This window comes from Candidatus Jettenia sp. AMX1 (genome assembly GCF_030263775.1).
Lineage (GTDB): Bacteria > Planctomycetota > Brocadiia > Brocadiales > Brocadiaceae > Jettenia > Jettenia caeni.
This window is the reverse complement of record NZ_SZPP01000014.1, coordinates 23,818-50,398: the sequence shown is the minus strand read 5'-3', so window position 1 is coordinate 50,398 and position 26,581 is coordinate 23,818. Positions and strand designations below refer to the sequence as shown.

Annotated in this window: 20 protein-coding genes; all 20 read left to right on the top strand. The window is 46.8% G+C overall.

Annotated elements, in window-relative coordinates:
• Positions 1–5 precede the first annotated feature (5 nt).
• The 20 genes from FBQ94_RS05160 (at position 6) to FBQ94_RS05065 (ending at position 26,093) form a co-directional block, all read left to right on the top strand.
• Positions 6–860 carry a T4 family baseplate hub assembly chaperone gene (locus FBQ94_RS05160; RefSeq protein WP_007220970.1) on the top strand — a complete coding sequence of 285 codons (855 nt, stop codon included), beginning with the start codon at positions 6–8 and terminating at the stop codon, positions 858–860.
• Positions 857–1,630 carry a hypothetical protein gene (locus tag FBQ94_RS05155; protein ID WP_007220971.1) on the top strand — a complete coding sequence of 258 codons (774 nt, stop codon included), beginning with the start codon at positions 857–859 and terminating at the stop codon, positions 1,628–1,630. Before FBQ94_RS05160 ends, FBQ94_RS05155 begins: the two co-directional genes overlap by 4 nt.
• A 611-nt stretch (positions 1,631–2,241) precedes the next feature.
• Complete coding sequence (locus tag FBQ94_RS05150; protein WP_007220972.1) at positions 2,242–3,468, top strand: Pvc16 family protein; 1,227 nt, start codon at positions 2,242–2,244, stop codon at positions 3,466–3,468.
• A complete protein-coding gene (locus tag FBQ94_RS05145) occupies positions 3,465–5,651 on the top strand; it encodes an ATP-binding protein (protein WP_007220973.1) in 2,187 nt (728 codons plus the stop codon). Before FBQ94_RS05150 ends, FBQ94_RS05145 begins: the two co-directional genes overlap by 4 nt.
• Complete coding sequence (locus FBQ94_RS05140) at positions 5,644–5,913, top strand: hypothetical protein (protein ID WP_007220974.1); 270 nt, start codon at positions 5,644–5,646, stop codon at positions 5,911–5,913. The genes FBQ94_RS05145 and FBQ94_RS05140 overlap by 8 nt, the downstream gene beginning before the upstream one ends.
• 636 nt (positions 5,914–6,549) lie before the next feature.
• Complete coding sequence (locus FBQ94_RS05135; protein WP_007220976.1) at positions 6,550–7,218, top strand: hypothetical protein; 669 nt, start codon at positions 6,550–6,552, stop codon at positions 7,216–7,218.
• Between the two features lie 10 nt (positions 7,219–7,228).
• Entirely contained in the window at positions 7,229–7,501 is a 273-nt protein-coding gene (locus FBQ94_RS05130; protein ID WP_007220977.1) for a LysM peptidoglycan-binding domain-containing protein, read from the top strand.
• Positions 7,501–8,160, top strand: coding sequence for a hypothetical protein (locus tag FBQ94_RS05125; protein ID WP_285442025.1), 660 nt, complete (start codon positions 7,501–7,503; stop codon positions 8,158–8,160). The genes FBQ94_RS05130 and FBQ94_RS05125 overlap by 1 nt, the downstream gene beginning before the upstream one ends.
• A 35-nt stretch (positions 8,161–8,195) precedes the next feature.
• On the top strand, positions 8,196–8,615 hold the full coding sequence (locus tag FBQ94_RS05120; protein WP_285442024.1) for a hypothetical protein: 420 nt from the start codon (positions 8,196–8,198) through the stop codon (positions 8,613–8,615).
• Positions 8,615–9,142, top strand: coding sequence for a phage baseplate assembly protein V (locus tag FBQ94_RS05115; RefSeq protein WP_007220979.1), 528 nt, complete (start codon positions 8,615–8,617; stop codon positions 9,140–9,142). Before FBQ94_RS05120 ends, FBQ94_RS05115 begins: the two co-directional genes overlap by 1 nt.
• Positions 9,143–9,903: 761 nt before the next feature.
• Positions 9,904–10,236 (top strand): hypothetical protein, encoded by a 333-nt coding sequence (locus FBQ94_RS05110; protein WP_285442023.1) that lies wholly within the window; start codon positions 9,904–9,906, stop codon positions 10,234–10,236.
• Positions 10,233–10,613 carry a GPW/gp25 family protein gene (locus tag FBQ94_RS05105; RefSeq protein ID WP_007220981.1) on the top strand — a complete coding sequence of 127 codons (381 nt, stop codon included), beginning with the start codon at positions 10,233–10,235 and terminating at the stop codon, positions 10,611–10,613. The genes FBQ94_RS05110 and FBQ94_RS05105 overlap by 4 nt, the downstream gene beginning before the upstream one ends.
• 2 nt (positions 10,614–10,615) lie before the next feature.
• A complete protein-coding gene (locus FBQ94_RS05100; RefSeq protein WP_285442022.1) occupies positions 10,616–12,892 on the top strand; it encodes a baseplate J/gp47 family protein in 2,277 nt (758 codons plus the stop codon).
• Complete coding sequence (locus FBQ94_RS05095; protein WP_285442021.1) at positions 12,889–13,065, top strand: hypothetical protein; 177 nt, start codon at positions 12,889–12,891, stop codon at positions 13,063–13,065. Before FBQ94_RS05100 ends, FBQ94_RS05095 begins: the two co-directional genes overlap by 4 nt.
• A complete protein-coding gene (locus tag FBQ94_RS05090; RefSeq protein ID WP_007220983.1) occupies positions 13,062–15,665 on the top strand; it encodes a baseplate J/gp47 family protein in 2,604 nt (867 codons plus the stop codon). Before FBQ94_RS05095 ends, FBQ94_RS05090 begins: the two co-directional genes overlap by 4 nt.
• 180 nt (positions 15,666–15,845) lie before the next feature.
• The gene (locus FBQ94_RS05085) at positions 15,846–18,218 is read left to right on the top strand and encodes a hypothetical protein (protein ID WP_007220984.1); all 2,373 of its coding nucleotides are present in this window, start codon (positions 15,846–15,848) and stop codon (positions 18,216–18,218) included.
• Position 18,219: 1 nt separating this feature from the next.
• Positions 18,220–18,462, top strand: coding sequence for a GxxExxY protein (locus tag FBQ94_RS05080; protein WP_352246353.1), 243 nt, complete (start codon positions 18,220–18,222; stop codon positions 18,460–18,462).
• 12 nt (positions 18,463–18,474) lie between these two features.
• On the top strand, positions 18,475–21,966 hold the full coding sequence (locus tag FBQ94_RS05075; RefSeq protein ID WP_007220986.1) for a DUF6519 domain-containing protein: 3,492 nt from the start codon (positions 18,475–18,477) through the stop codon (positions 21,964–21,966).
• Between the two features lie 31 nt (positions 21,967–21,997).
• Entirely contained in the window at positions 21,998–22,747 is a 750-nt protein-coding gene (locus FBQ94_RS05070) for a hypothetical protein (protein ID WP_007220987.1), read from the top strand.
• Positions 22,748–23,045: 298 nt separating this feature from the next.
• On the top strand, positions 23,046–26,093 hold the full coding sequence (locus FBQ94_RS05065) for an eCIS core domain-containing protein (RefSeq protein WP_285442020.1): 3,048 nt from the start codon (positions 23,046–23,048) through the stop codon (positions 26,091–26,093).
• The last annotated feature ends 488 nt before the right edge of the window (positions 26,094–26,581 follow it).

Genomic DNA, 26,581 nt, shown 5'->3' with positions numbered 1-26,581 from the left:
AAAAAATGTATATTCCAGAAAAATGTGGTCTGATACCATTTCCACCAATCTCCGGTAGGACCAAAACAAAAAGTTTAAATACTAGTCTATTCCTTCGGCCTTTCGGTCTGTGTGAAAAGGATCTTGATGTTGATTTTGCTCAAAAAGTTCGTCCCCAATTAATAACGCAGATACTGGAATGCTGTACTATAGATAAAGATGGAAAATCGCCGGATCAGGGCTTCTTCCTGGATCTGACAATGAGTAAAAGGATCGAATGTTTGTTAAACATTGCCAGCTCAGGGAATTCATCAGATATGCCCATATATCTCCGATGTCTCAATAAGGCATGTCAGCAGATGATGGAGACCGGGGTTTCCATGGAAGAATTTACCCATGTACAACAGAAAGAAGATAAGGATTATTGTGACATCAGACTTGGCTGTGAAACACTTTCCATTCGCAGGCCAACCGGAGGCGATCAGCTTGAATGGCTCAGGTATGATTTTACCGATAAAGATAAAGCAGTAAAGACAATGATCAGGACATTGATACGAAATGAAGAAAAAACCCTGGTTAATCAGGAAAGAAATATACCGGATGAATGGGTTAAGATTATTGACGAGGCAATGAAGGAATTTGATCCTTTGGTTAATTTTATACTTTCAGTTCAATGCCCATACTGTGGGAAAGAAGATCAACACGAGGTTGATTTAGAAGAAATCTTGCTCCGTAGATTGCGTAAGGTACAGCTACAACTTTTAGAGACCGTCCATCGTCTGGCTAAGCATTACCACTGGAGCGAGTATCAAATTTTCTCTGTTCCTCCCTGGCGACGTTCCTATTATATAAGTTTACTGGAAAAAGAGGAGGATCGATGAACGGATATTTTTCTCAGGTTATAAAGCAGACAGGTATATCATTCCCATCTCCTGGCAATGCAGGATACGGTAATTCGGAGCAACCTCTCACAATGCATGAAGGATATAAGGGAGAGACCTCAATTCATCTCAATAAAGAAAAGCCAACCGAACCTCAACAAGATCAGGCCGATGAAAGCATCCCCGCGTATGCTGCAAAAGATTCTGAAAACCTATCTCATATTTCAAAAAATAATGTTATACAACATACGATTAAAGATATTCCTGAGCACAGTCTGACGCAGAAGCCGGAAAGGAACGAATTATTAGAGCAAGAATCTGTAGTTCTCAAGAGTAACGTTCCTGCTTCATCAGGAAGGGTTCCGTCTCATCAGGAGGTTCGTAAAGGAGAATTGCCGGAAAGCAGGGAGGCTGCGGGAACTTCCATGAGTATCCGGCCAGGTTTAGAAGATGTTAAAAATTGGATTGCCGGAACACCTGTGAGAGGCAGCGTTGGCGATGAAATACAGGATGCGGAGAATCAAATACCTGTATCTTCAGGTAAAAAAGAGATACTTACAGCCGCCTTTTCTCCAAAACAGGTTGAACCGTATCAAAGAGAAAAATCTGAAATTCATGATTTTCATCTTTCTATCGGAAATATTAGTGTGACGATTGAAGCGCCTCAGAAAGAAATTCAAAACAAAGAAGTACCTCAGGTGAAAGGTAGGATGAGGTCAGGGCAGGAAAGTACCTCTTCAAGATTAAGCCGTCATTACATAAGGATATAGTGGTATAAAATGCCAAATTTGTGTATAGAAAATTCAAAGTCTTTTATTATGCTGTTAGCATTCCTAACCCAATTGCAGAAATGCAAGATTTTGCGTCTCTCCGGAGGAATGAACCCACCCCTAACCCCTCCCAAGAGGGGAATAAACTTGTCTTCGACTCAGATCGGGGAAAGTCCCCTCTCGGGAAGGGATTTAGGGGTGGGTAAATCTGTAGGGCAACCCTTTAGGGTTACTATCCCGGCGCATATATTCCGGCGGGGAGGCAAGACAGAAGCCTTGCCCTACATCTTATGAAGAGATAAAAGTGCCGAAGACCTAATTTAACGTATAGGAATTTCAATAGGTATTGTAGGGGCGAAGCATTTGCCGTTATTGGCCTAAAATACTATGTATACGCTGAACGGCAAATGCTTCGCCCCTACGTCTGACCGCAAAATAAAAGTCGCCAAAGACCTAATTTAATGCATAGGAAGTTCAAACAAAGAGTTCCTCCCCCTTGATGGGGGAGGTTAGGTGGGGGTGAAGGAAAAGGACAACCACCCTCCCCTGGCCCCTCCCATCAAGGGAGGGGAAAAAGTCGCCGAAGGACTAATTTAAAAAAGAAAACTACTATGGCACTCATTGACACAGGAAATGCAATAGGGGCGGTATCGAGATTATTACACACCCGATTACAAGAAAAATTGAATGCTTTGTCTCTTACCCCTGTTATCGTAGAAATAGGAAAACCTGAAAAACAGATCAATAGTACAGGCGTAAAACTCAATCTTTTTCTTTACGAGGCGCAATTTGACGCAAGCCTTAAAAACACATCAATCGATGAAGGTCGGCAACCACCTTTATGGTTGGTACTGAAATATATTATGACCGCTTTTCACAATGGAGAGAGTGACAGTGACATTGCTCATGAATACTTAGGGAAAGGAATGCAGGCGCTGAAAGAGTTAAGCTTTCTTCCTTTGAGTAGTTCAAATTTTGACGCCCTTAAGGACAATCCGGAAGTTTTGAAGATTACATTTGATGAAATCAATGCCGATCTTCTCTCGAAATTAATGCAAGGACCTGATGAGAAATACCGCTTTTCAATTGCATTTCAAGTCAGACCTGTAATGATAGCATCCAGACAGCCGTCTTCGTACCCCCTTCTCGTAGGTGTTGATTATACCAGCAGTCCTCCCGATATGATCGGTGAAGACGGGATTATTATTTCAGCGCTTCCTTCGCTTGGGCCAGCAATAACTCATATCTCGCCCGCACGCTTTGAGGTCAACTCCACCATAACGATTCTCGGAAATGATTTAAACGCGTCTGGTTTATCTGTTATGCTAGGCTTAACTGAATTAGCCGTGATATCCCGGCAGCCAAATAGACTTCAGTGCATGGTTAATGGAAATATTGCTGCGGGTAATGTAATTTCTGCCGGTAATTATCCCATATCGGTTGTTCAAATCCTGCCAACGGGACGGAGAAGGTCGAGTAATATTTTGGTTGGCAATCTCTTACCATCCTTAGAAAGCGCGGATATAGTGCCCGGCACTGTTCTTAATTCTTCGTTGCCTGAATCTCCCGGAGTTTATGGTGAAATAGATCTAACGGGTTACCTTTTAGCAGCCGAACATGATGATATTCTCGTGGCGCTTTACCGTGAGGGAAAAACAGTGAGGGTATTGGATTCTGCATTTGATTTTACCGTACCACAACCACCACCTCCATCACTGCATACCAGAATAAGGTTAAAAATGAAAGAGCCTGACGCTGTTCCGCAGGGAACCTATCGGGTTGTTTTTCGTGTAAACGGCCAGCAAGCAAGGAATAGTCCGGAGGTAAATCTCTCATGACCCCTTTAGCTATCGAAAAACCCCCTGTTACCTTTACCCCTCATCTCCATGCAGATGATGCGTATGCAAATTATTGGATGCGACAGGTTACTATCAGGCTACGGCGAGAGATTTGCTGGCGCTGGTATGAGCGCGGTGTACTTCCCGATGCAAGTCCTGCAACCCTGCCACCATTTAGTGATAAGGTCTCTGCGATTCTCGATATGAGCCGCTTTTGGGAAGAAAAAAATACATTTTTTCAAACCGACCCGACAGCGAGATATCTGACCGAGCAGCTTACCATAAACCCACCTTCTGAGAATCAGGACTCTATCCAGGGTTCATTCCGATGGGTTGTTGATAGATTGAAATTAGATGGCATTTCATCATTCGCCCTGGCGCTTGGATTATCGACTATTTTTGACAATGCAGTGGGAAGTATCATTTCTGCCTGCCTTAATAGTCCGGCATGTGTTCATCCAAATTTAGCCCTTGTTCAAAAGCTTTGGGATCATCCTGAATGTGTCTTTGTGCTGGCTGATCCGGCACATACACTATTTCGTTATGGATTACTTCAGTACGGTAATCAAACCCCTCAAAGCCATGGAGGAATGGATTGGGATACTCCAATTACTGTACCTTCCGTGGTGGCGCATCAATTGCTTTTCCCTGGATCTGCGCTTCCTCAGGCTTTAATGCCTGTTACTGTTGATGAGAACAACAAACCTGTCCTTACCGATACTGCTTATCTGGTTGCACACAGGTTGTGTTCTGAAACGAATGATAAACTCCGTATAGTCCCGATTTGTGGGCCAAAAGGTTCTGCTCCTGTTGAAATAGTCCATGCAATAACGGAAATAACAAAAAGAGATGTCGGAGAATTTAAAGGAGATCCCGGACTTCTGAAAAATATCCATTATATGAACTCACTTGCAGCCCTTTGCTGGTTAAAGAATATGGATTTATTTCTGAACCAACACGTACTTTCGGCTTTAAGCGACAATAAACAAGGATTTGATACCCACGTGCTTTCCTGCTTATCGATGCCTATAACCGTCTTCCTGGGTATTACCGGAAGAGACCAGCTAACCCATATACCGGGCGATCTTTTATTACCCATAGTTGAAATTCCCCAATTTCCCTATTATGAGCGTATTGATTACTGGAAAAAAATGCTGGGAGCGAAAGCAGAGGGTTTAGATGGTATTATTATGGAATGCTCCAGACGTTTCCGTTACGAAAAAGGAACTATTAACGCTATCAGTGATGGACTCAAAGGGTTTTTCGGGCCAATTTCAGAAAAGGATTTTATTGGGGCGTGCAGGGCAGAGCTGGAGTGGGATGTTGGTGAACTGGCTCAAAAGGTTATTCCCCGTTTTGAAGACGAGGAATTGATCCTGCCTCATAACCAGCGCCTGCAATTTCAGGAGATTATCAGGGCGATGAAGTCTCTTACTCAGGTGCATTATGACTGGGGAATGAGTAAGGTGTGGAACGAGAGTGGTATTTCTCTGCTTTTTGCAGGTCCTCCGGGTACCGGTAAAACGATGGCGGCAGAGATTTTAGCGAACAAACTTGACCTGCCAATGTACCGTATCGATTTGTCTCAGGTGGTTAACAAATATATAGGAGAGACGGAGAAGAATCTGAAAAGATTGTTCGATGCTGCGGATGTTTCTGATACGATTCTTTTCTTTGATGAAGCCGATGCCCTCTTTGGACGCAGGACAGAGGTCAAAGATGCGCACGACCGCTATGCCAACCTTGAGATCAGCTATTTGCTGGAACGGATGGAACGGTTTAAGGGATTGGCAATCCTGGCTACCAATCGTAAAAAAGACATTGATGAGGCATTTTTAAGGAGGTTGCGCTATATCCTTGATTTCCCCCTTCCGGATGTTGAACACAGGGAAAAGATATGGCTCCAGGTTATTCCCAAAACAATCGATAGCTCGAAGATCGATTTCCGCTTTCTGGCAAAGCAATTTCAGCTTGCTGGCGGACACATCCGCTCAATTGTTTTCAACGCTTGTTTGCAAAGTACGAACGGTTTGGATGTTTACAAAGATGGCTTTAAAGGCCACTTGACGATGGAAAAGATTATAATCGCTGTAAAGAGGGAGTACGAAAAGTTGAATCGTGCTATAAGCCTTGAGCAGTTTGGTCAATACGCAAAAATTATAGAAAGGATGGAACATGAATAGGACAAACATTCACATTGATCGATTCCACATCCGGCTGAAAGGCATTTCTCCTCAGACTGCTCATTCCTTAGTAAATGGTCTGGGGAATGGATTGCTTGGTCAGCTTGCAAAACAGTCTTATCTTTTGAGGGAAAAGCAACTGGTTCATATCGATACCATGAATATGGGTATCCTCAAAGCAGGACAGGATGGAAATTCAGCAAACGTAAGGGGCTTAATCATTGACAGAACTGCCAGTTGTATCAAAAATCATCTGGGATAAACAGGAAAGAAGAATAGATCTGTAGGGCAACTCTTTACAGGTTGTCCGGGAATTAAGATTTTTAAAATTAGCATACGATATATTGTGTTTGTAAATATGATATGAACAATAAATGGTATCCTTAAAATTCTTAATTACATTCTCGGACAACCTGTTTAGGGTTGCCATCCCCATGCACGTTCACGTGGGGGAGCAAGGCTAAAGCCTTGCCCTACATTGTAAGAAGAGATAAAGGGTGCTGAAGGTCTAATTGAATGTTTAGGAATTTCAAACGTGTTGCCTCCCCCTGAATCCCCATATGCATCAAGCTAAGGATTTTTGTATCCAGGGAGCCCTCATCCCTGGCTAGAAACTTCCAGCCCTTTGGGCCTGTGATGGTTCTTGTGGCTTGTAGTAGCTTGGAGTAGCTTGTTCCCAAACTCTGTTTGGGAACACAATTGCCTGGAAACTCTGTTTCGAGAGTCCATAGTTCTGAGAAATCATACGATCAGATACTTCTCGATTCGGGAAACAGAGTTTCTCGGACATGCATGTTCCCAAACAGAGTTTGGGAACAAGTCGGGTAGCGGCTTGATGCATGTGGGATTAAGGGGTGATCTTCAATATGATTTTTTGATATTCACAAGAGGAGATAGTATGCCATATTTAGTAAGAGGGGCGCTCGTAGAATATGGAAACGACTTTCTGGGACCTCTTTTAAATGCCGTGACTTTTCAATTTAATCCTGAAAGTCTTTCCCGGGCTATCCAAATACCTACCCGTCCAACGGGGGTTGCAAGCCGGGAGGTAGGTCAGACAGGTGAAGTTCCTGTTGAAAAAATTACCTTTACCGCACATTTTAGCGCTGCAGATCAGTTGGATAAAGGTGACAAGGCGGCAAGGGCCTACGGTATTGGTCATCAGTTGGCTGCTTTAGAAAAAATGGTCCATCCAAAAGAGACAGTAAATGGTTTCATGGCAAAGGCCGTTGATGAAATTGGAAAACTATTAAGTAATGTTGCGGGTGTTACCGTAACTCTTCCTATTCCCAGGGAGAATTATCCCCGCACCCTTTTTATGTGGGGACAGATGCGGGTATTGCCGGTAATTATAGAGTCTATGAATATTACCGAGCAGCAGTATGATCAATCTCTCAATCCAATCCAGGCCGAGGTTTCACTCGGTTTGAATGTAATAACGATTAATTCTTATATAGATGATACAGTTGCCCGGGGCGCCCTTACATGGTCGAACCTTGCAAAAGATAAAGCGATAGAGAATCTTGTTAACACGGCAAAACAAGGAATTGATATTATCCCATTCTAGGAGATGTACGATGTTTTTAGAATCGTCGAGATATAATAAAATAAAAACCGTAGACGTTATCCTGAAAGATGGAAGGGTTGTAAAGGCTGTAACGTTAAGAAAACTACCATTCATGCAGGGTAAACATACCATGATAAAAGGAAATGATCGTCTCGACATCATTGCCCGGCGCACGTATAACAACCCTGCGATGTTTTGGCATATTGCAGATGCAAATACCGAGGTACAGGCCAATGATCTTGTTAAAGAGACAGGACGCATGATAAAGATACCGGAGCACTAATGCCAGATATCAGATTCAGAATATTTTTTGATAATAATCCCGCTACCCGCGAGCAGCTAGAAAGAGTAGAAGAGATCACGGTGGAGCAGGAAGTGGATATGGCATGGGAGGCGCGTATCCAGATTCCCGTCTATCTTGATGATAACGGGAATTGGGTGGGAGAGGATGAGCGTTTCATGAGGTCTTTTTCTCGCCTGAGGGTGGAGATCCAGGTTGATACATTGCCTTTTACGCCTCTTATTGACGGACCGGTTGTTACATATGACAATCAAAAGAGTTCAAAACCGGGTGAGAGTATGATCATCATGATTGTTCAGGATGACAGTGTATATTTGAATCGGAGAGAGAGCGTAGTGCGTTTTGAGAATATGTCGGATCATGAAATTGCAATGCAAATATTTCGCAGTATTGAACAGGTAGCATCGTTTGATATTGAAGCTGTTTCCAAACCGCCAGGAACTCTTTCACCTGTCGTAGTTCAACGCAGCACAGAGATGCAGCTACTCAGGTTCCTGGCGAGGCGACAGGGGAAACATGCCTATGTTTTGCCGGGGAGTGAGCCTGGACTGAGTATCGGTTGTTTTAAGGACTTTCCTGCTCAAACAGATGGATTACCTCCTCTTATCTTATTGGGAAAGGATAAAGGCCGGCTACCGTAAGGGCTGCTACAATTAGCATCTGCGATAAGGAGGTAATGAAGGCAACTACTCATTTTAACAAGATCGATCTCCTTGGTGAAGCGGCGCCGTGGCTGGAGAATGAAGCAGATAAAGCCATTCAGATACTTCCTCCTTATCAGGGAGAATCGGTGGACCTTGATCATACCGTAACTGCCGAAGCTGCAAATTTGAGCTATGCCTTCGAGGCGACAGGGAGCATATTAGATCATTTCTATCCGGGTGTATTGCAGCCCTACAGGGTGGTTAGTGTTTTGGGGGGAAATAGCAGGATGAGCGGAAATTATCTGATTAGTAAGGTTACCCATACGTTAACACGGTCTGTGTATTCTCAGTCCTTTACCGTGAGGAGAAATGCACAGTCTGAGCGTTTTGACAGCAGTTTTCTTAAGCTTGCCGAAGGTATGGCTATCAATCTTGTGAGGAGTATTTTCTGATGATGGATCCTGATATGGAAAAACTTGTTGTTGAGCTGACGGAATTTACACGATCCCGCTATTTTGGAAAATACCGTGGTCTTGTCAAGGATGTAAATGACTCGGAAAATATGGGTCGCATCATTGCCCGGGTTCCCGAGGTGTATGGAGATGAAAACTCTCCGTGGGCGTTGCCTGTCGTTCCCTTTGCAGGTAAAAATCATGGCCTGGTTGTGCTTCCGGAAGTGGGTGATGGAGTTTGGATAGAGTTTGAGGCAGGTGACCCATCCCGCCCTGTTTGGACTGGCTGTTGGTGGGGATGTGAAGAAATGCCTGAGCCGGGTGGAACAAAAACAAGGGTTTTGGCAACATCGGGGGGGCATAAGGTCATACTGGATGATGATAAAAAAGAGTTGAGGCTTCTCCATTCCGGAGGTTCAGAGATAACCATGACAGAGAATGAAATTATGCTAAAGATTGGCGCCACTCAGATTATCCTTTCTGCGCATGGAGTAAATATCAATAATGGGGCGTTTGAGGTGAGATAAGAGTAATTCTATTTTCATGGAGAGGAATTTTCATGCTGCAGGGCAACCCTTTAGGGTTGCTAGTCCCGTACACATTCACACGGGGGCGGGCAAGACGAAAGCCTTATCCTACGTTAGGCAGCCTGGTTTTATGTGTAAAAAATTCAAAGTTTTTCATGATGCTGTTAACACATCCCTATCCCTAATTGTAGAGACGCAAAATCTTGCGTCTCTACAGGGGAATGAACCCACCCCCCAACCCCTCCCAAGAGGGGAATAAAAAAATCCCCTCCCGGGAGTGGATTTAGGGGTGGGTAAATCGGCATATGCATTAAGCTAAGAATAGTGTTCCATGAAAAAGGAGGTATCCCCCTGGAGAAAGAGCAATGTATGTCCCTGTTCCCCTCTAATCCCCCCTAACCTCCCTTTAAAAAAGGGGGAAAAGAAGGATAATTTAGAAAAGGGGGGAAAGAAGGATAAGTTTAAAAAAGGGAGGAAAGGATGATTAGTTTAGAAAAGGAGGAAGGATTTCCTCTTGAGAAAAGTTTGTCTGATCAAACATAGCAAACTTTTCCCCATTTTCTCAAGGGAGACTAAGGGAGATTATGCATTTCCCCCTTTTTAAAGGGGGACTAAGGGGGATTATGGGTGGTTTGTTATTCTTCACCGTTTACCTATTACCTATTTTAGCTTGATGCATATGGGTAAAAGGGGTGAGTGAAAAAGAAAAATCGTTAGGTTTTGTCTTTTAAAACCCAACCTAATTTATATTGGGAGTTAACATGCCGGGAAACATCTTGACAATGACAAGTACTGTCATGTGTCCTCATGGAGGCCGGGCGATGCTTATTACTTCCAACAGAAAGGTCTTTGCCAATAATGCGTTTGTCCTGCTGGAAACCGACGTTCATTCTGTAATAGGTTGCCCTTTTTATAGGGGAGATACCTACTCACCCTGTGTACGAATCGAATGGTCTGCAGGAGCAAACAAAGTGGCTGTTCATGAAATACCAGTACTCGTCAAATCAAGTATAGGAAAATGTTTTAACCCTGATGGCACTCTTCAAGGGGTTGCAACTATTATAAATACTCAAAGAAAGGCATCGGCTCAATGACACAAGAATATGGGAAACACCTCTCATTTCCTTTCCGGATAGGAAAAGATGGCCGGACAGCTCAGGTATCATCCCTTGAGGAACATGTACGGGACGAGTTGATCCAATTAATCCTGACCAATCTTGGTGAGCGGCTTTTTCTGCCAGATTTTGGCGGAGGTGTGCGCCGCCTTGTTTTTGAAAATGCCGATGAGACCCTGGGCGCGATGACGAAGGCCATACTTACTCAGGCGATTTCACAATGGCTTGGTCACCGGATAGCATTAGAGGATCTTATCGTTATTGTGGAACATGAAAAGATCGGAGTGGAGATTAAATACCGGATTGCAGGGACTGAAGATACCAGGGTGATGAAATTTGAGCGAAAAGGGGGATAAAAATGGCTATTAAAAACCAGGAGGCCTTACATGAGCGGGCGAATAATCTGGAAGCTCACCATCTTAACGGTTTCAAACTTGTATTGGTAACGTTACACCCGGATCCAAACCCGACTGAGGCGCACCTGGAGGTTCATTTCCATAATAATAATGAGATTGCAAACATTTTAAATGATTTTGCAGCGAATCCAACGGCGGCAAAACAGATCTTTCCCATTTCCGGAGGCCATCGGATTCTTGCTGGTCCAGCCTCTGATCAGGTCAAAGTTGTTGCAATTACCGGAAATCCTGCCGGTACATTTTTAACGCTGACAGTGGCACCGATAGGCGACTATTCAACCTATACCGTAAGCACAAATTATCAGAATATCGATCCTGTTTTTGCTGAAATCGATTTTAAATTTCGCCCCGGATGCTTTCAGCATTGTGCGCCAGACCGGGAACCTGCCCCTGAACCGAAGGTAGACCCTCCCATCGATTATTTGGCAAAAGATTATGATTCATTCCGGCATACCATGATCGCTGCAATGATGGAGCGAGTGCCAGGCTGGGAGCCTACGAGTGAGGCCGATCTGGATCAAGTGCTATTGGAACTGTTCAGCGCTGCGGCAGACGAGTTAAGCGACTACCAGGATAGGGTTATGAATGAGGCGTATCTCGCTACGGTGCGCAAAAGAGTCTCCCTGGCGCGGCATGCCCGATTGATGGATTATCACATCCACCAGGGTAACCAGGCAAGTACGTGGCTGACCTTGAAATTGGACAACGGGCAAGAACTCGACTTACCCAAACCAAATCCAAATCCTGCGGCTAAACCGATAAATCTTAGAGTTTGGGCGGGAGACGATGATATAAACGTTCCTTCTTCTGTCGTCTTTGTAACCCGCACACAACAGCATCTGCACTATTTGCTTAATCAGATGGGCCTGTACACATGGAGCAATTCAATTCCGTCCCTTGCAACCGGAAGTACTATCGCTGATCTAAAGCTTGCCGTAACCGGACAACCACCTGCAGTAATTGTCCAGAATTTGATCCGTTCAGGATTGGTCCGGTATCTTTTAATTCAGGAATGGAAGAATCCGGCAACTGGTGAGAAGCCGGGCAGGGATCCGATAAAAAGGCAACTGCTAAAATTGCTTTCCGGAGACAAAGGAGCTGCGGCAATGCAAGATCCTTTGACCGGAGAATGGTTCGTACGGGTTCGGTGGGAGGAAAGGGACAGGTTGAAAAGTAACTACTGTTTTACGGTGGATTGTCCTGCACCAAAAGGCAAGATCGAAGACATTTCCCTTTTCCATGGAAACTTAGTAGTAGTTTATCACGGTTGGCCTGAGGAAACTATTTTTAAGGAACATGGAGCTACTCTTGCCGGTTCAAATGAATTTTATTATGAAAGGACTGGCGATGCGGATGAGAAGACCGGTAAGAAAAATAATAGGTGGGGCGCCGTCTGTAAGCTGCCGGAAGGACCTCTTGCTTATAAAAATAACTCTCCGGATGGTAAGGCGCCATACGGTGAGATACCGCCGGAATCAACCCTTGAAGTGGCTGTAGAAACACAGGGAGGCGGTATTGACACGTGGAACGAAGTCATTAGTTTGGTTCATAGCGATGAAAACGACGATCACTTTATTGTAGAAACCGATGAAGAGGGAAAAAGCCTGATCCGTTTTGGAAACGGCGCCAATGGCAAAGAGCTACCGGATAAAGCTGTTGTTTACTGCTCTTACCAGATCGGTCAGGGCCTTGACGGTAATATCGGTGCGGATAAAGTGATCAATTTTGATAGGGCGACTTTTCCTGAAATAGTGGAATGCTGGAACCCCTTTGATGTAATAAATGGAAGATCTCCTGAACCTGTGGTAGAAGTCGTTCGCCGTATTCCGGAGGCATATCGATTCCGTCAGCTCCGTGCAGTAACCCTCAAAGATTATGTAGACCGCGCTAAAGAACTCCCAAAAGTCTCGAACGCCTCAGCCAGGTACCTGTGGACCGGAAGCTGGAGAACCGTTCGGATTACGATTGATCCGGCTGGCACGACCGTATTGGACGATGAGTTGCGAAAAGAGATCCAAGTCTATCTGAACGCTGTCAGGCTTATCGGAGAAGACCTGGAGATCCGTCCGCCTCGATTTGTTCCCCTGGAAATACACGTTTTACTCTGCATCCGTCCCGATTATTTACACCGGATGGACGCATGGCATTCTTCCATCCGGACCTGTGGACGTTTGGACAGGAACTCAGGGAAAGTCAAATCATCGGACGGGCGCAGATGATCGAAGGTGTTGACCATGTGATTGCCGTGGCCGTGAAGCGCTGGAACGAAGCAACTCCAGGTACGCCAGGGGTCATCGAAGTACGATCCAATGAGATCATTCAGGTCAGGAATGACCCTGATCACAGGGAGAAAGGGTTTATTGATTTTACGGTAAAAGGAGGCCGTCAATGACGCCAGATTGCCGCAATGACTGCAAAGAGCCACTGCTCTTTCCGAAAAGGCCAAACAACAGACCTGGTTTGTCCCACATCGATTACCGCATCGGCACCTATTCCGATTTCCGGGAAGCGATTCTGCGAAATTTAAACAAAGACCCGGTTCTCTTTCCCTGGACCCATCGGGGGCCGGATGATCCTGGCATCGCCTTGCTGGAAGGAGCGTCGATTCTGGGCGATATTCTAACCTTTTATCAGGAACTCTATGCCAATGAAGCCTATGTAAGGACCGCCCGGTGGAGGGAGAGTATTGCCGATCTCGTACGATTGCTGGGCTACCGGCTTTCGCCGGGTTTAGGCGGCAGCGCTACCTTCATCTTTGAGGTAAGCGGTGATAAACCGGTAATCATTCCTAAAGGGTTTCCCATGAAGGCACAGTTGGAAGGGCTGGAACAGCCGTCGGAGTTTGAAATTATCAAGGAGTTTATCGCTGTACCGGCGCTAAGTAAATTTTATCTGTACCGGCCATTTTATTATCCGGATATTACGACAGGAACCGCCAAATTTTCAGTTGAAACCTCCGTTCTGAGTAAAGCAGGCATCAAATTGAACAAAAAGGATCGCCTTATGCTTGTGGTTTCTCCTGTGAATCCTCAAACTGTACGACAAACCGTGGTGGTGGGCGATATACAGGAGCGCTTTGAGCGTACCGAGATAACTGTTGAGGGTGGCTGGCAAGGAGGTTTAGCCGGAGATGAGATTACAGCGTACAAGCTTGGCAGTTCATTCAGATACTTCGGATATAATGCACCGCTAACCGTAACGGTTGTGCAGAACGGGATAGCCGTTCAAAATAACGTGTCTTTCAGCGCTCAGGTGGGAGGATTGCGATTATACGCAAAGGCCGGAGCGTACGATCCATTACCAAACTTGACTTCATTCCCGCTGGACAGCGAAGTGAAGGATATCTCTGCAGGCTCAACAATACTGATCAGTCTTCAGCTCAGCGCCGATCCCTCAGGAACTGGCCCGACATACTTCTTTGAGAGAAAAATAACAAAGGTAACCTCAGCCTCTGTAACCAGAGGGGCATTAACCGGAGGCACAACAGTGGTTGAATTGGATAACGAGATTGTCCTAACTCCATTAACACCGTCTTTTCTCTATACCGATATTCGAACCGTAGAATTTCACGAGATTGTTGGAGAAAAATTTACCCTGAAGGCTACCCGCACTCCTGTTGAGCCGGCAGATGGCTCAAGTCTTTACTATTATGGCGATTCTGATTCATATCAAAAACTAGATGGACGGTCCGTCCAGTTTGTTCAAAATAACCAAATGGAGCAGGTGCTGGTGAATAGTAAGAGTGCCAGCGTCAGTTTAGACAACCAGATAACTTTGCGGCCGCTCACATTAAATCCACGCCTACAACTCTTTACTGCCGGGGATTTTCCCTTGAGTAATCCTCGCGTTACCGTCTACGGCAACCTGGGCGTGGCAACCCAGGGAAAAACTGAGAAAGAAACTGTGCTGGGCAATGGCGATAGCCGTCAGCCGTTTCAAACGTTTAAACTTCCGAAGTCGCCTTTAACCTATCTCAATTCTGCTGGTGAGACGCCCCCCGAAGCGCCTGAATTACAGGTTTATGTCAACGATCGCCTCTGGAAGAGAGTGCCGTCTTTTTTCGGCAGGGAGCCAAAGGAGGAAATCTATATTGTTCGTGAAGATGCAGATGGCAATAGTTGGGTGCAGTTTGGCGATGGGAGTACCGGTATGCGGTTGCCCTCAGGTATGAATAATGTGAAAGCCGTTTATCGAACTGGCACGGGGGCGTATGGCGCCCTGAAGGAGGAGACTACGGTACAGGCAGGAGACAAATTAAACCGGCTTGATAAGATTCAACTACCCGGTGTTGTCTCCGGAGGCTCCGGGCCGGAAACCGGCAATAATGCCAGGGAAGCCGCGCCAGGAAAGGTGCAGAGTCTCGGACGGCTTGTTAGTCTTAGGGATTTTGAAAGCGAGACCCTGGCGATCTCGGGTGTTTCAAAAGTATCTGCCGCATGGCAACTGGTGGACAATATCCCGGCCGTTGTGCTGACTGTTTTAATGGAAACGGGACGGGATAAAGAGAAAGACGAGGTCGAACGTATTGTAAACAATTACAATACATGCCGTGGTCCACAGCGGTTTCCGGTTAAAGTTGATCACGGTAAACTGCACTACGTCTATGTTGGCGTTGTGTTTGGTCTTCATCCGGCCTTTCGGGAGGAGCTTGTGAAAAAAGCGATAAAAGAGGCGCTGGGCGTTAACGGTGGGGAAGATACTAGTATTGATAACCCGAAGGGACTTTTCGGGATTCATCAACGTCGGTTTGGACAGAATGAGTACGCCACCAGAATAGCAGGGACGGTTCAAAATGTAGAAGGTGTGGTATGGGCGAAGGTTCTCGTGTTTGGTTCTCTCGGCGAAGCGGATGATCCATCAGAACTTGACCTTCCTTCTGAGTCAAAACAGTTTAACCCGGTTGTTTCTTGTGACAACCTTCACGTCCTGAGTTTATACACAGGACACCTTCAGCTCAGCGTTGCGGCAGCAGAATCTATGAAGGAATGCTGACTGTTGAGTCTCGAATTGCACAGATGAAGGCAAGTAAAACAACAGTGAAGTTGAGGAATTTGAATGTTTTTAGGGGTTGATAAATCATAAGAGAACCCATCCCTTAGTCCCTCCCATCACGGGAGGGAAAAATTTGTAGGTAAGTTGCCGAAGGCTCAATGTATTACGAGGTTTATCGAAATGAAAGAAAAACATGTCTCTCTGTATGAAAGATTACCTGAAATTTACAGAATTAAAGACCAGGAGCAGCAACCTCCGTTTCAGCTCAAAAGCTATTTAGCCCTGGTTGAAAAGACCTTTGGGGCTATTCATGAAAACATCGAGTCCCTCTATCACGATCTCTTTATTGAGACATCATCTGACTGGGTCATTCCCTACATCGGCGATCTGCTGGGCACAAGCCATTTATCAGGCGATCCCTGGACATTAAGAGCCGATGTCGCGGATACGATTGCCCTTCGCAGACGAAAAGGTACGCTGGGCGCTATAGAACTCCTTACCTATAACCTGACTCAGTGGGGCATGCACTGCGTTGAGTTGAGGGAAAATTTGGTCTGGAACCAGCATCTCAATCACCAGCGGCAAGATGAAGGTGGTAAACCGCCGTACGGCCTTCCTTCCGTTACCAGGCACACGGTCATCAGAGGCGGTACCGTGATGCTTCGTGATCCTGCGATGCTGAGTCTGCTCAACACACCATTTGATCCGTTTGCCCATACCGCTGATCTGAAGCCACAGGTGTTCGGCAACATCAGGTACAATCTGCCGAATCTTGCCATCTTTCTCTGGCGTTTGAACGCTTATCGGATTGGTATATCGAAGCCATTACCAAATCCGTTAACAAATGGCATTGTTGATAACAGCCTGGTGGCAACCGGCACGGAGGCAAAGTTTATTACCCAATTTTACATTCATCCTCTGGGAGAACCGGTCAGACTTTTTAATACGTACCGGTTTAATCCGGATATAAGACCGCCCGTTTTGAGTCAAATAGATGAGACGCCAGGCCCTATTCCCACAGTTCGTTTAACTGAGGATTCGGCGGCAGGCGCTCCTGATAAATATGTATCCATCGATATCTACGGCACTACTGGGCCCCTGAATATATCCGATGCCGGTTTTCAATTATACCTGCCTGAACCTGCATTTGCCGGAAATACCTGGACATTGAGAGGGGCAAACTTGTGTGCGTGGGAGACGGGTTTGCAACCCACTCTTAAAAATCGTGAAATTGCCATCGATCCCGTCATTGGCAGAATCGTTATCGGTATTGATACCGATGCCGAGGCGGCTGCGCTCGTTGATCATCTGTTACTGATATATACCTACGGTGCTGTAGGGCCGGTTGGCGCTCATCCGATATCACGCCCTTCTGCGGCAATGGAGTGGAATGGAGAGCCGGTCTTGTTCAGGGAGGTTAATTTCCATCAAAATCCCCATGGGTTAAGGGATTCTCTCAGCAACATTCAGGATTCAACATCTCCCATCGTTATCGAAATCAAGGATAGCATGATACATGAACTGGATGTAAGCGACCCTGCTCTTATTGGAATGCTTCATGAGGACGGCGGCTTTAATCTGCAATTAAACAGATCTCTCATTATTCGCGCCGCAGATGATCATCGGCCGATCATCAGGCTGACACAACCATTACGTTTCCGCCCGACACATGTTAAAGGAACAAACCCTGATGAGCAAAAGCAATTCGACGCCATAATGGCGAACCTTACGGTCCGTCTGGAGGGATTATATATTACCAGAAGCGAAAATTGGGCAGCTACGAATCCTCCGGGAACACCTCTGATTGTGAGGGCAGCTCTTCATCATCTGGAGATTTTCGATTGCACACTTGATCCAGGAGGTTCCAGAGAACTCGATGGCACGCCTGAAGGGAAGCGCGCGCCTATCCATCCTTCAATGAGGATCAGGGAACCGTATGGGTTTGCTAACTCAGCAGAGGAGGAAGCTTTCAACCAAATTCCTGAAATCATACTCCATCGTACCATTACCGGGCCGCTGTTTATTGATACTGGTTATCGCCTTTTCCTTACCGATTCGATCATAGATGCGGGAAGCGGAGTTAATGACGATCCAGCAACCGCAGTGTTTGCTATTTCGGGTGCCGGTGATCCATCGGCCTCATGGGGGCCACCATCACAAGTGAGCGGAATCACGGTCTTTGGTCGTATGAGAGTGGAAGGCATTCATGGCAGAGGCGGAATATGGGTTCATACCCTGGAGGTGTTGGATAATCAGAAGGGATGCATGAAATTCAGCTACTTTTCAGGAAATGGAGATCGTTTGCCACAGAACCATGGATGTGTGAAGGGAACGGAGGCACATCTGAGGTTTGTCAGTGAAGTATTCGGGAATCCGGCTTACGGGCAGCTTGACCATACTACCGACTTTCGTATCCGGGAGAGAGGACCGAATGACGATGCGATGGGTGCTTTCGGTTTTCTCATGGAAGCGCACAAGTGGCGTAATATCCGAATCCGCTACCGTGAATTCATGCCCGTGGGGGTAAGACCGTTATTAATACCGGTAACTTGAAATACTTTTAACAGAGAATATTATTCGGATACAGACGAACACAGATTATCAGGATATTAAACACGGAGAACTAACAGAGCGAATTATGAAAATCTTCTATAAAGTTTATAACAAACCTGGTTGTAGCTTTCCGGAAAAGGTTTATGAGGATGCAATGATGTTAGAATTTAAAAGGGAAAATATTCCAGCGATTCCTCAATATGCAATATCTGTGCTTATCAGTGAAAATCTGTGTCCAAATTAAAAGGAGTATACCATGAAGGGTGATTTTTCAAAATGGCAGTTTGATCCGGAACAAAATTTTAACGGCGTCCTTCATCAGCAGGGCAGAGTACTGCTCGACAGTGACTGGAATGCACAGACCCGCATAACGAATAATTGGCAAGCTACAACAGGTAAGGACATTATAGGCGCAGATATCGCGGCGGTGCCGGCGGATGAACCGGATGGATTTAACGTTACTGCGGCTGAGGTCGATGCTGATAATACAATAAAAATTACCGTAATGCCAGGGAGGGTGTGGGCAGATGGATTATTAGTTTATCTCAAGGGAGAAACGGAGATTTTTCGTGTCGCTCCCTATCTTCAACCACCCATTCAGGATCCATCATTCGACGAATCAACAATAGGCGCAGGTGTCCGTGATGCAGTCATTCTGGAAGTCTGGGAGGAAGCAGTGAATGGTTTTCAAATGCCTGAGATGTTAATCGAACCTGCCCTTGGTGGTCCGGATACCACAGAGAGAGCACACTTAGCAATGGCATTCAGGTTACTGAGACTGGCTGATGGAGAAACCTGCGATAACATCGGTGATAAACTCAAAGATGATTTTTCACAAAAAGGAAAGCTAACGGTTTCGCTGCAACCAACAAGTATAACTCCGGGAGACTGTCCAGCCGTTGAGGGCGGAGGATACACTGGATTTGAACACAACCTGTATCGGATAGAAATTGCTGAGGTAAATAGCGGCTTCCCCGTTATGTTCAAATGGTCTCAGTTCAACGGGGGCCTTGCCGGACGGGGAAAATTTGATGCCGTTACTAATAAAGTCACCATAACGGCCAATCTCCAGGCGATTATAACGTCCGGGTTGACTGAATTCTACCTCGAAGCCGTAGAGCACGACCCGATCTCTCCGGTGACGCCCGGTTTGGGGCATTGGAAGGTTACCTATGGGGCAAGGGTCACACTCAATAGTGACAATCAACTTGATCTGCCCAATACGCCGATGTTTGGTTCCATTCCTGCTTCTTCCGGCTCTGTATTCTTTCGTCTTTGGAACGACATCAGGCCCATTACGGATTTCCCAAAAGTTACAACGCCGGCAGCACCAAATGAATTGAGGGATGGGATCCGTTTGGAATTTGAATCAGTCGCTGGAGCCAACTATGCGCCTGGCGACTACTGGACCTTTTCAGTTCGTGCTGGCGATAGAAAGAATAATGAGATATTACTTGGCAAAGATAGTGGCGGAATAATTACCGGAGAACCGCCAGAGGGTATTCACTACCATCGCGCACCGCTGGCAATATTACATTGGAATGCCAACCGGGACATCACGGCGCCTGATCAGATCGAAGATTGCCGACACATCTTCCAGCCGTTGACGAAGCTTGCTACCTGCTGCACGTATAAGGTTGGCGATGGTAAACACAGTCATGGAGATTTCAACTCCATCCGGGAAGCGATTGATCAGCTTCCGTCCACGGGGGGGGAGATCTGTGTGCTGCCCGGAGAATACACTGAGAATGTCTTGATCAACAATAGGGCACATATCACGATCCGTGGTTGCGGTGAGCGCAGCAAAATCGTCTCCGGGATTCCAGACGAGGAATTTGGTATGGCCAATCCGGTGATCCACATCAGGGATTCACAAGATATCTGTATTGAGTCCCTTGCCGTTGTTGCTCATAATACGGGTGTTGGTATCCTGCTTGAAGGCAGTCCTCCTCCATGGATTGTGATTGGCAATACTACCATTGATGGACCATTGCTGCTGCGCGAAATAACGCTGGCCGATTTACATATCAGTGCTGCAACCCGAAGCGCCATTGAGGCGCACATCGGGCAGTTTATTACAATCCGGGAATGCCATATCGGGATGAGTGATAGTGCAGGCGTCTGGCCAGGAATTTTTTTCGTGGGCGAGGATGGCTTGATTGAGAATAACACGATTCGCGTTAAACCTGCCCGTGAAGAGGTGTCAGGCATTGCGATGAAGGGAATACAGGCTTCCGCAGGACTTGGCGGTTTGCAGCTAGGCGGTACTTCTGAACGCATACGTATTATCAATAACCTGATTCAGGGAGGTATCGGAAACGGTATTACCCTGGGCAGCGTTCAGATAATTGATAAAGCTGGCAGTGATGTTGGCGGATTTATCGGCTGGGTGGTAAATGCAGACGACCCTTGCAGCCCGTGTAAGCCCGGTGATGTTTTTATACCACCACGTGGGACTGAAGATGAAGATGGTACCAGACAGGTTTCGGCGGGTGATTTGTATGAGATATCTGTTGAGCGCAATCGAATCCTAGACATGGGTCTCAACGGCATCGGCGTAGCTGGTTTCTTCAATCTCGATGCAGCCGATGAGTTCATTACTGTGGAACGGCTTACCATTATTGGCAATGAAATACGTCATTGTCTGCAGCGCCCTCTGGCGGACATTCCACCAGCAATGATTAACAGCATGGGCTACGGCGGCATCTCGCTTGCAGATGCGGAGTATCTTGTGATTCATGATAACGTTATTGAGGATAACGGTCCAAATCACCTGGAGCCTGTTTGTGGCATATTTATATTGCACGGCGAGGGGATTGACATTTCCCGCAATCGCATTTTGAATAATGGTATTAAAACAAACCAACCGGCAAATTCAGCTAAGGTTGGACGGCGCGGGGGAATCAATATCGCCTTTGGCGTGGCTCCCGTTGTGCAGGTTACTATTCGTGAACAACCATATCCGGTCCAGGATGGTATGCCGGCCGTTAAGGTGCATGACAATATTGTCAGCGTGCCATTGGGTCAGGCGCTTTCCCTGACCGCTTTGGGACCAGTGTCTGTTATAGGGAATCAGTTCACCAGCCGTGGCATGATTTCGCAACGCAATCAACCATCGCCGACGTCCTTCGCTTCTACGATAGCGATTATGAATCTGGGGGTTTCAAATGAGCTTCACTGGCAACTCCTGGCGTTTAACGCATTGCGCGCGGGCCATGTGAAACCTGGCGCCAGCGCTACTGTTAGCGGCAATACGGTATTTATTCCGCAGCCAGGCCTTGATGATCTCCGCTTCGGTCAATACCTGGCTAATGGTAATGTGTTGTTTAATAATAATCAGTGCGTACTGGATCTGTTGGAGACAGGCCAAAGCTTGTCATTGTCTTCTATAGTAATAGTAAGCCTTGATGACATTGGATTTCACAATAACCAGTGCGACTGCAGCTTACTCGATGACCTTGTGTTATCTCAGGTCTTCCTTTTTGGTCTGTCGGTGCGCATGAGCGACAACCGGCTGAAAGAGGGTATTTTCAATACGCTGTATTCGGCCACAACCTTTGGGTACATGAATGCCACCACGAACAACCAGACAACTCATTGCATAATCGTTTCAGGCCTGTCGAATCTTAAAGTAGATACTGGCAACAAAGTCTTTCTGCAAATCTTTGGAAAGGATGATTACTGTAATCCATTTGCACTGATAAGGGATTCAGTCAATTCCTTTGGACAGCCGATGATTGTTACATAATAATAAGTACATTTTTATTCAGGAGGGAACAGTGGTATCATCAAGAAAAGAGAGAAGCATTCCATTAAACACTATTTCTGAGACGCTGGAAAAAGGTATTTCGGGAACTGACGCCGAACGCAAGATAGGGATTGAAGGACTCATGAGAGTACGGGGCGCCAAAGCAACCCGCCTTGAGAGGGAAAAATTGCGCCTGAGCAAGAAATTGGGAGCCAATCACCCGCGCGTAATGGAGCTTACAAATACCATAGAAGTAAACCGTGGTCTTATCCGGGACCTGGAAGTGCAACGTGACCATGCCGGGACAGAAATTCCGGGGGTAGACGAAAATACCTGGATTTTGCATGGTTTTGTGCGTGATAAGAACTTCAAGGGTATACCGAATCTTACCGTTGCACTCTATGATCAACAGGGTAAATGGGTCGGGCAGTTAGGTTATGCATGTACTAATAAAACAGGTTATTTCAAGCTGAGCTACAGCAATATGAGGGATGATAGAGAAAAGCCGTGGTTCACAGCGCTTACTGGTAAAGCGAGACAATGTCCCCAGGTATTTATCCGTATTTCTGATCAGAAAGGGATGCTTCTCTATACTGATAAACAGTCCTTGACTCCTGAGCCAGGGCGGGTTGATTATCGCGAGATACTCCTTGGTAATGAGGTAGATGCGTGTAAACCCCCTGAGGGTACGATGCGGCCAAAACCAGGAACAGAAAAACCCACTACGAAGCCTTCATCTCAGAAAGAAGATCAAGGCACAACTGAAAAACCTGGAAAATGATCCAGGAAATCTGATCAGGGATAATGAAATTGTATATGAGGGAGAAAAGTATTTTATGTCTTTAGCCCTTGGCCAAAAGCGATCTCCGGATAACATACGCAAACAAGAGCGTGACATTATGCACGGCGCCTCAAAGCATTCTCAGGCCATTTACCATACTTTTCCGGTATCAGTCATTCAACGCAAACCAAGCTGTCCCTGCGGTGGGGGGTGCCCTCGTTGCAAGAACACTCTCACCATTCAACCTAAACTCAAGATCAATGAACCAGGGGACACGCATGAGCAGGAAGCGGACAGAGTGGCCGAGCAAGTGATGCGTATGCCTGCAAATACAAGTGCCAGCGGTCAGTTGTCAGGAGTTAGGAAAGAGGATAAACATATTCAAAATCGGATTGCCGATCTGGTAATGGCAACGACGGCGCAAACCGTCGTTAGCGGGGCATCATCGCGCATCCAGCGCTTCGTGAGGCAATCGACTGGGCAGACAGACGCAGCGCCCGCCAGTGTAAACCAAGCCCTTGCCAGCCCTGGCAGGCCGCTGGAGCCGATGCTGCGGCAGGACATGGAGCAGCGCTTCGGCTCTGACTTTTCCAGAGTGCGGGTGCACACCGGTGCGGTGGCTGAGCAGTCAGCACGGGACGTGAACGCGCATGCCTACACCGTGGGAAACAGCATAGTGTTCGGTGCGGGTCGGTTTGCTTCGGGGACACACGAGGGGCGGCGATTGATTGCGCACGAATTGACTCATGTACGGCAGCAATCAATCGGGCAGACCACCAAAGAAGTTGTTCAACGGAGCCCGGATGAAGACGACTGGAGTTCCGTCGAGGCTGCATTGGTGTCCTTCGCCCGCCCCGGCGACGGTCCAAGACTTGTCTTTTGGGCCAGGCACAACCGCAAACCCCCTGCTAACGCTGGCGAAATCGCTGCGATAGTCAGCGATTTTTACAAAGCAATGGAAGCGAACCGGGAGAAGGTGCTGGAAGAATATGATCAGGCACAGCTAAAAAAAGACAGGAGTGAGCTTGAGAAGCGGCGAAAGGCGGCACGCGCCGCGGAAGACCTTGCAGCAGAAACCAAACCTGTGCTCGGGCAAAAGCAACGTGAACAGGAGCGGGTACAGAATAGACGTCGGCTCTATACAGCGATCCAGAAAGCGTGGGAAGAGCGCCGGAGATATGCAGACGCAGAGTTGCTAAACCAGGCAAAGTCTCTCGTCGCTCATCGGATTTCACTCCCAAAAGCATTACGCCACGGTCTGCACTGGAAATCTGACCAGCAGCGTTGGGTCTTTATTTATTATTACTATCGTGAATCCATCAAGGTCCGTCCGGAATCTTTCGAGAATCCATCTGCTGACGACACTGAACTGCTGCAGTATGCGGTTCTGGCAGAAGAAGACTATCTGGAAACGTCCGCAAAGGAGGCTGAGGCGTCCGAGCTCGCTCGATATCGCGAAGGAATACCCAGAGCGGCACGGACCAGGCAGATCAAAAAGCTGGCGGCGACCCGGCCGATGAACCCGCTGGAGGATTTTGAACCCGGTATACACGACTACGCTCCTTATCAGGGGCAGCCGCAATCGGTTGATGTCGATATCGTCGGCCTGGACCATGATGCTGAAAACGTTATAGTTAAATACTCCGGCGGTAAGGTCTTGCATATTCCCCTGAACAGGGGCTTGTTCTTTTACAACAAACCGCTCGATCCGACAAAAGTATTAAGAATCTTTACCCGGCGCCACAAGAAAACGCAACGTTTAATTCCATTCGTTATCTATGAAAACACCCTCGGCATAGACTTAGATGTGCTGTCAGAAGAGGAGTTGGCTCTGCTGGGCTTGCCACGATTTGATCCGGTACTGACTCCAGTCATTATTCAAGTCTTTTCACCCGAATTTGGGATGCAAAAGCTTTCGGTGGCAAACCTTAAGCTTGCCTCGCTTCACGCTGGCGGACTCGGGCTTAGGCAGCTTGGAGTTCCACTTGCTTCGGGTGCGGTGGGGACCGGATACACACTCATCACGGGCACAGTGAGGACGGGGAGCGCTCTCACTACGGCTGCGGCAAGGCAAGTATCGGCTACTGTGAACGCCTATGGGTATTCGTGGGCCGCAGCCAGCCATTTGGGCAAAACAGCCTACACTTACTACCTCAGCAATGCGATCCGAATCAATACGGCCAGCCTCATGGTAACCGATATAGCGCTTACCCTGGCCGGCCAAGACACGGGCCCGATTTCCCCTGGCGACCAGGTCAGCATGGTGGTGGCTGACGTTAAAGCCGGAGCGAAAACCGCCAGGGATTATTGGAAACTTCTCGAAGGCGAGGTGCAAGAGGTTAACCTCACCAGTAAGCAGGCCATCGTTCACATCACTAAACTTCGCGATATCGCAGAAAAAACGGCTAAAGTCGAATACGACCTTGGCAAGAAGCTGGTGTGGCATCGTCAGCTTGAGGGAACGTCCAAGGCGGCTCAAGGAATGGAGGAGGCGGCGATCAAGACGGGCAAGCTGGCCGCTTACACCCTTGAGCATGGCGGACATGCTTGGCCAATTCTCAAGGATGGACGTATCCTTCGTTGTTCGAGGTGGTGCACACCCTCATCGGTCGAGGAGGCTTTCGGGGAGCTGATCAAGAGTCACCCGCATCTCACCGATGAAATGACCAAACTCAAGAAATTGAAAGGGAAGGCAGCAGCGGAATCGGCGACGAAGCTGGGGAATCGTTTGGATCAAATCCGCAAGGGGGAAGAGATGCCACTCGATGATCTGAAGAAACTTCTAGGCAAGCCTGGGTATGCCAAAGGCACGCAGACGGGTAACGATCTTCACTTTGTACTTTATCGGAGGGAAGGTGGCAAGCTTGGGTTTAAGGAATGGAAACGTATGGTGACGAAACGTGATTTACCGCCAGCTAAACTCAGTGAGCACGATGCGGGTATGGTTGTGAAAAACAAGTTCCCATCACCTGACTGGGAATATCATCCTCTCTATCTCCAAGGGCAACCAGCCAAAAAAACCGGAGGGAAGAACCCACTCGGTTCAAGTGAGCCAGAATGGTACAGCAAAGCGTTGAATGCAGCTGTAGAAGTTAAGAGAAAGGATTTTATCGCGAGGTTGGATTCTGTAGACTGGAATGCGATCACGAGGCAGTTGGAGCAGCGTATTCATGCCATGCCGCCCGGCACGAAGAATTGGATCGTGTTTGATATTAGAGGACAGCCTGTTAGTTTAGCAGAAGTATCTATATTTCCTAAGTTATCTCCGAAATGGAATGAGATCCTTTTCCTGACAGACCGGGGTCCGTTGAAAATCGTTGGTGGGAAAGCAATCCCGTTTCCATAAACCAGTGTAACAATAAGAGATCAGGCCCCATTATACGTAGTCATGATACAATATTTAGCTTGATTGTAGAGGAATTTTCATTGTATGTAAGCGGTTTTCAGGGTGGCACAGACAAATGATCCTTACAGGGACATGCCCCCGTTCAAGGCGTACGGGGACATGGTTTGTCCGCGTTGTGTTTGTCATTGCGAGGGTAGTGTCCGAAGCAATCTCTTGAATAGTTGAGAAAAGATTGCTTCGGGAAAAAACCCCTCGCAATGACAAATACTCTACGTGAAAAGGGTGAAAAGGGGTCAAACCTTGATTTGTGATTATATATGGTTGGCTTTTGGCCAAGCTAAAAGGGTTTTATATCGCACCTTGAATCTTCAGTCTATCAGCCAATTAATCGTATTTTTCTCTATATTTCCGATTTCCAATCTAGAATATTTTTGCTATCATGTCCCTTAAGTGTTGGCTGATTCGCCCTGATTACTTGTAAAATAAAT

Bases quoted from the DNA above. Each gene is read 5' to 3' on its own strand.
- FBQ94_RS05135 (WP_007220976.1), top strand. From the start codon at position 6,550: ATGCCATATTTAGTAAGAGGGGCGCTCGTAGAATATGGAAACGACTTT.
- FBQ94_RS05160 (WP_007220970.1), top strand. From the start codon at position 6: ATGTATATTCCAGAAAAATGTGGTCTGATACCATTTCCACCAATCTCC.
- FBQ94_RS05140 (WP_007220974.1), top strand. From the start codon at position 5,644: ATGAATAGGACAAACATTCACATTGATCGATTCCACATCCGGCTGAAA.
- FBQ94_RS05075 (WP_007220986.1), top strand. From the start codon at position 18,475: ATGAAGGGTGATTTTTCAAAATGGCAGTTTGATCCGGAACAAAATTTT.
- FBQ94_RS05105 (WP_007220981.1), top strand. From the start codon at position 10,233: ATGACACAAGAATATGGGAAACACCTCTCATTTCCTTTCCGGATAGGA.
- FBQ94_RS05130 (WP_007220977.1), top strand. From the start codon at position 7,229: ATGTTTTTAGAATCGTCGAGATATAATAAAATAAAAACCGTAGACGTT.
- FBQ94_RS05150 (WP_007220972.1), top strand. From the start codon at position 2,242: ATGGCACTCATTGACACAGGAAATGCAATAGGGGCGGTATCGAGATTA.
- FBQ94_RS05100 (WP_285442022.1), top strand. From the start codon at position 10,616: ATGGCTATTAAAAACCAGGAGGCCTTACATGAGCGGGCGAATAATCTG.
- FBQ94_RS05155 (WP_007220971.1), top strand. From the start codon at position 857: ATGAACGGATATTTTTCTCAGGTTATAAAGCAGACAGGTATATCATTC.
- FBQ94_RS05120 (WP_285442024.1), top strand. From the start codon at position 8,196: ATGAAGGCAACTACTCATTTTAACAAGATCGATCTCCTTGGTGAAGCG.
- FBQ94_RS05110 (WP_285442023.1), top strand. From the start codon at position 9,904: ATGCCGGGAAACATCTTGACAATGACAAGTACTGTCATGTGTCCTCAT.
- FBQ94_RS05090 (WP_007220983.1), top strand. From the start codon at position 13,062: ATGACGCCAGATTGCCGCAATGACTGCAAAGAGCCACTGCTCTTTCCG.
- FBQ94_RS05115 (WP_007220979.1), top strand. From the start codon at position 8,615: ATGATGGATCCTGATATGGAAAAACTTGTTGTTGAGCTGACGGAATTT.
- FBQ94_RS05145 (WP_007220973.1), top strand. From the start codon at position 3,465: ATGACCCCTTTAGCTATCGAAAAACCCCCTGTTACCTTTACCCCTCAT.
- FBQ94_RS05125 (WP_285442025.1), top strand. From the start codon at position 7,501: ATGCCAGATATCAGATTCAGAATATTTTTTGATAATAATCCCGCTACC.
- FBQ94_RS05095 (WP_285442021.1), top strand. From the start codon at position 12,889: ATGATCGAAGGTGTTGACCATGTGATTGCCGTGGCCGTGAAGCGCTGG.
- FBQ94_RS05085 (WP_007220984.1), top strand. From the start codon at position 15,846: ATGAAAGAAAAACATGTCTCTCTGTATGAAAGATTACCTGAAATTTAC.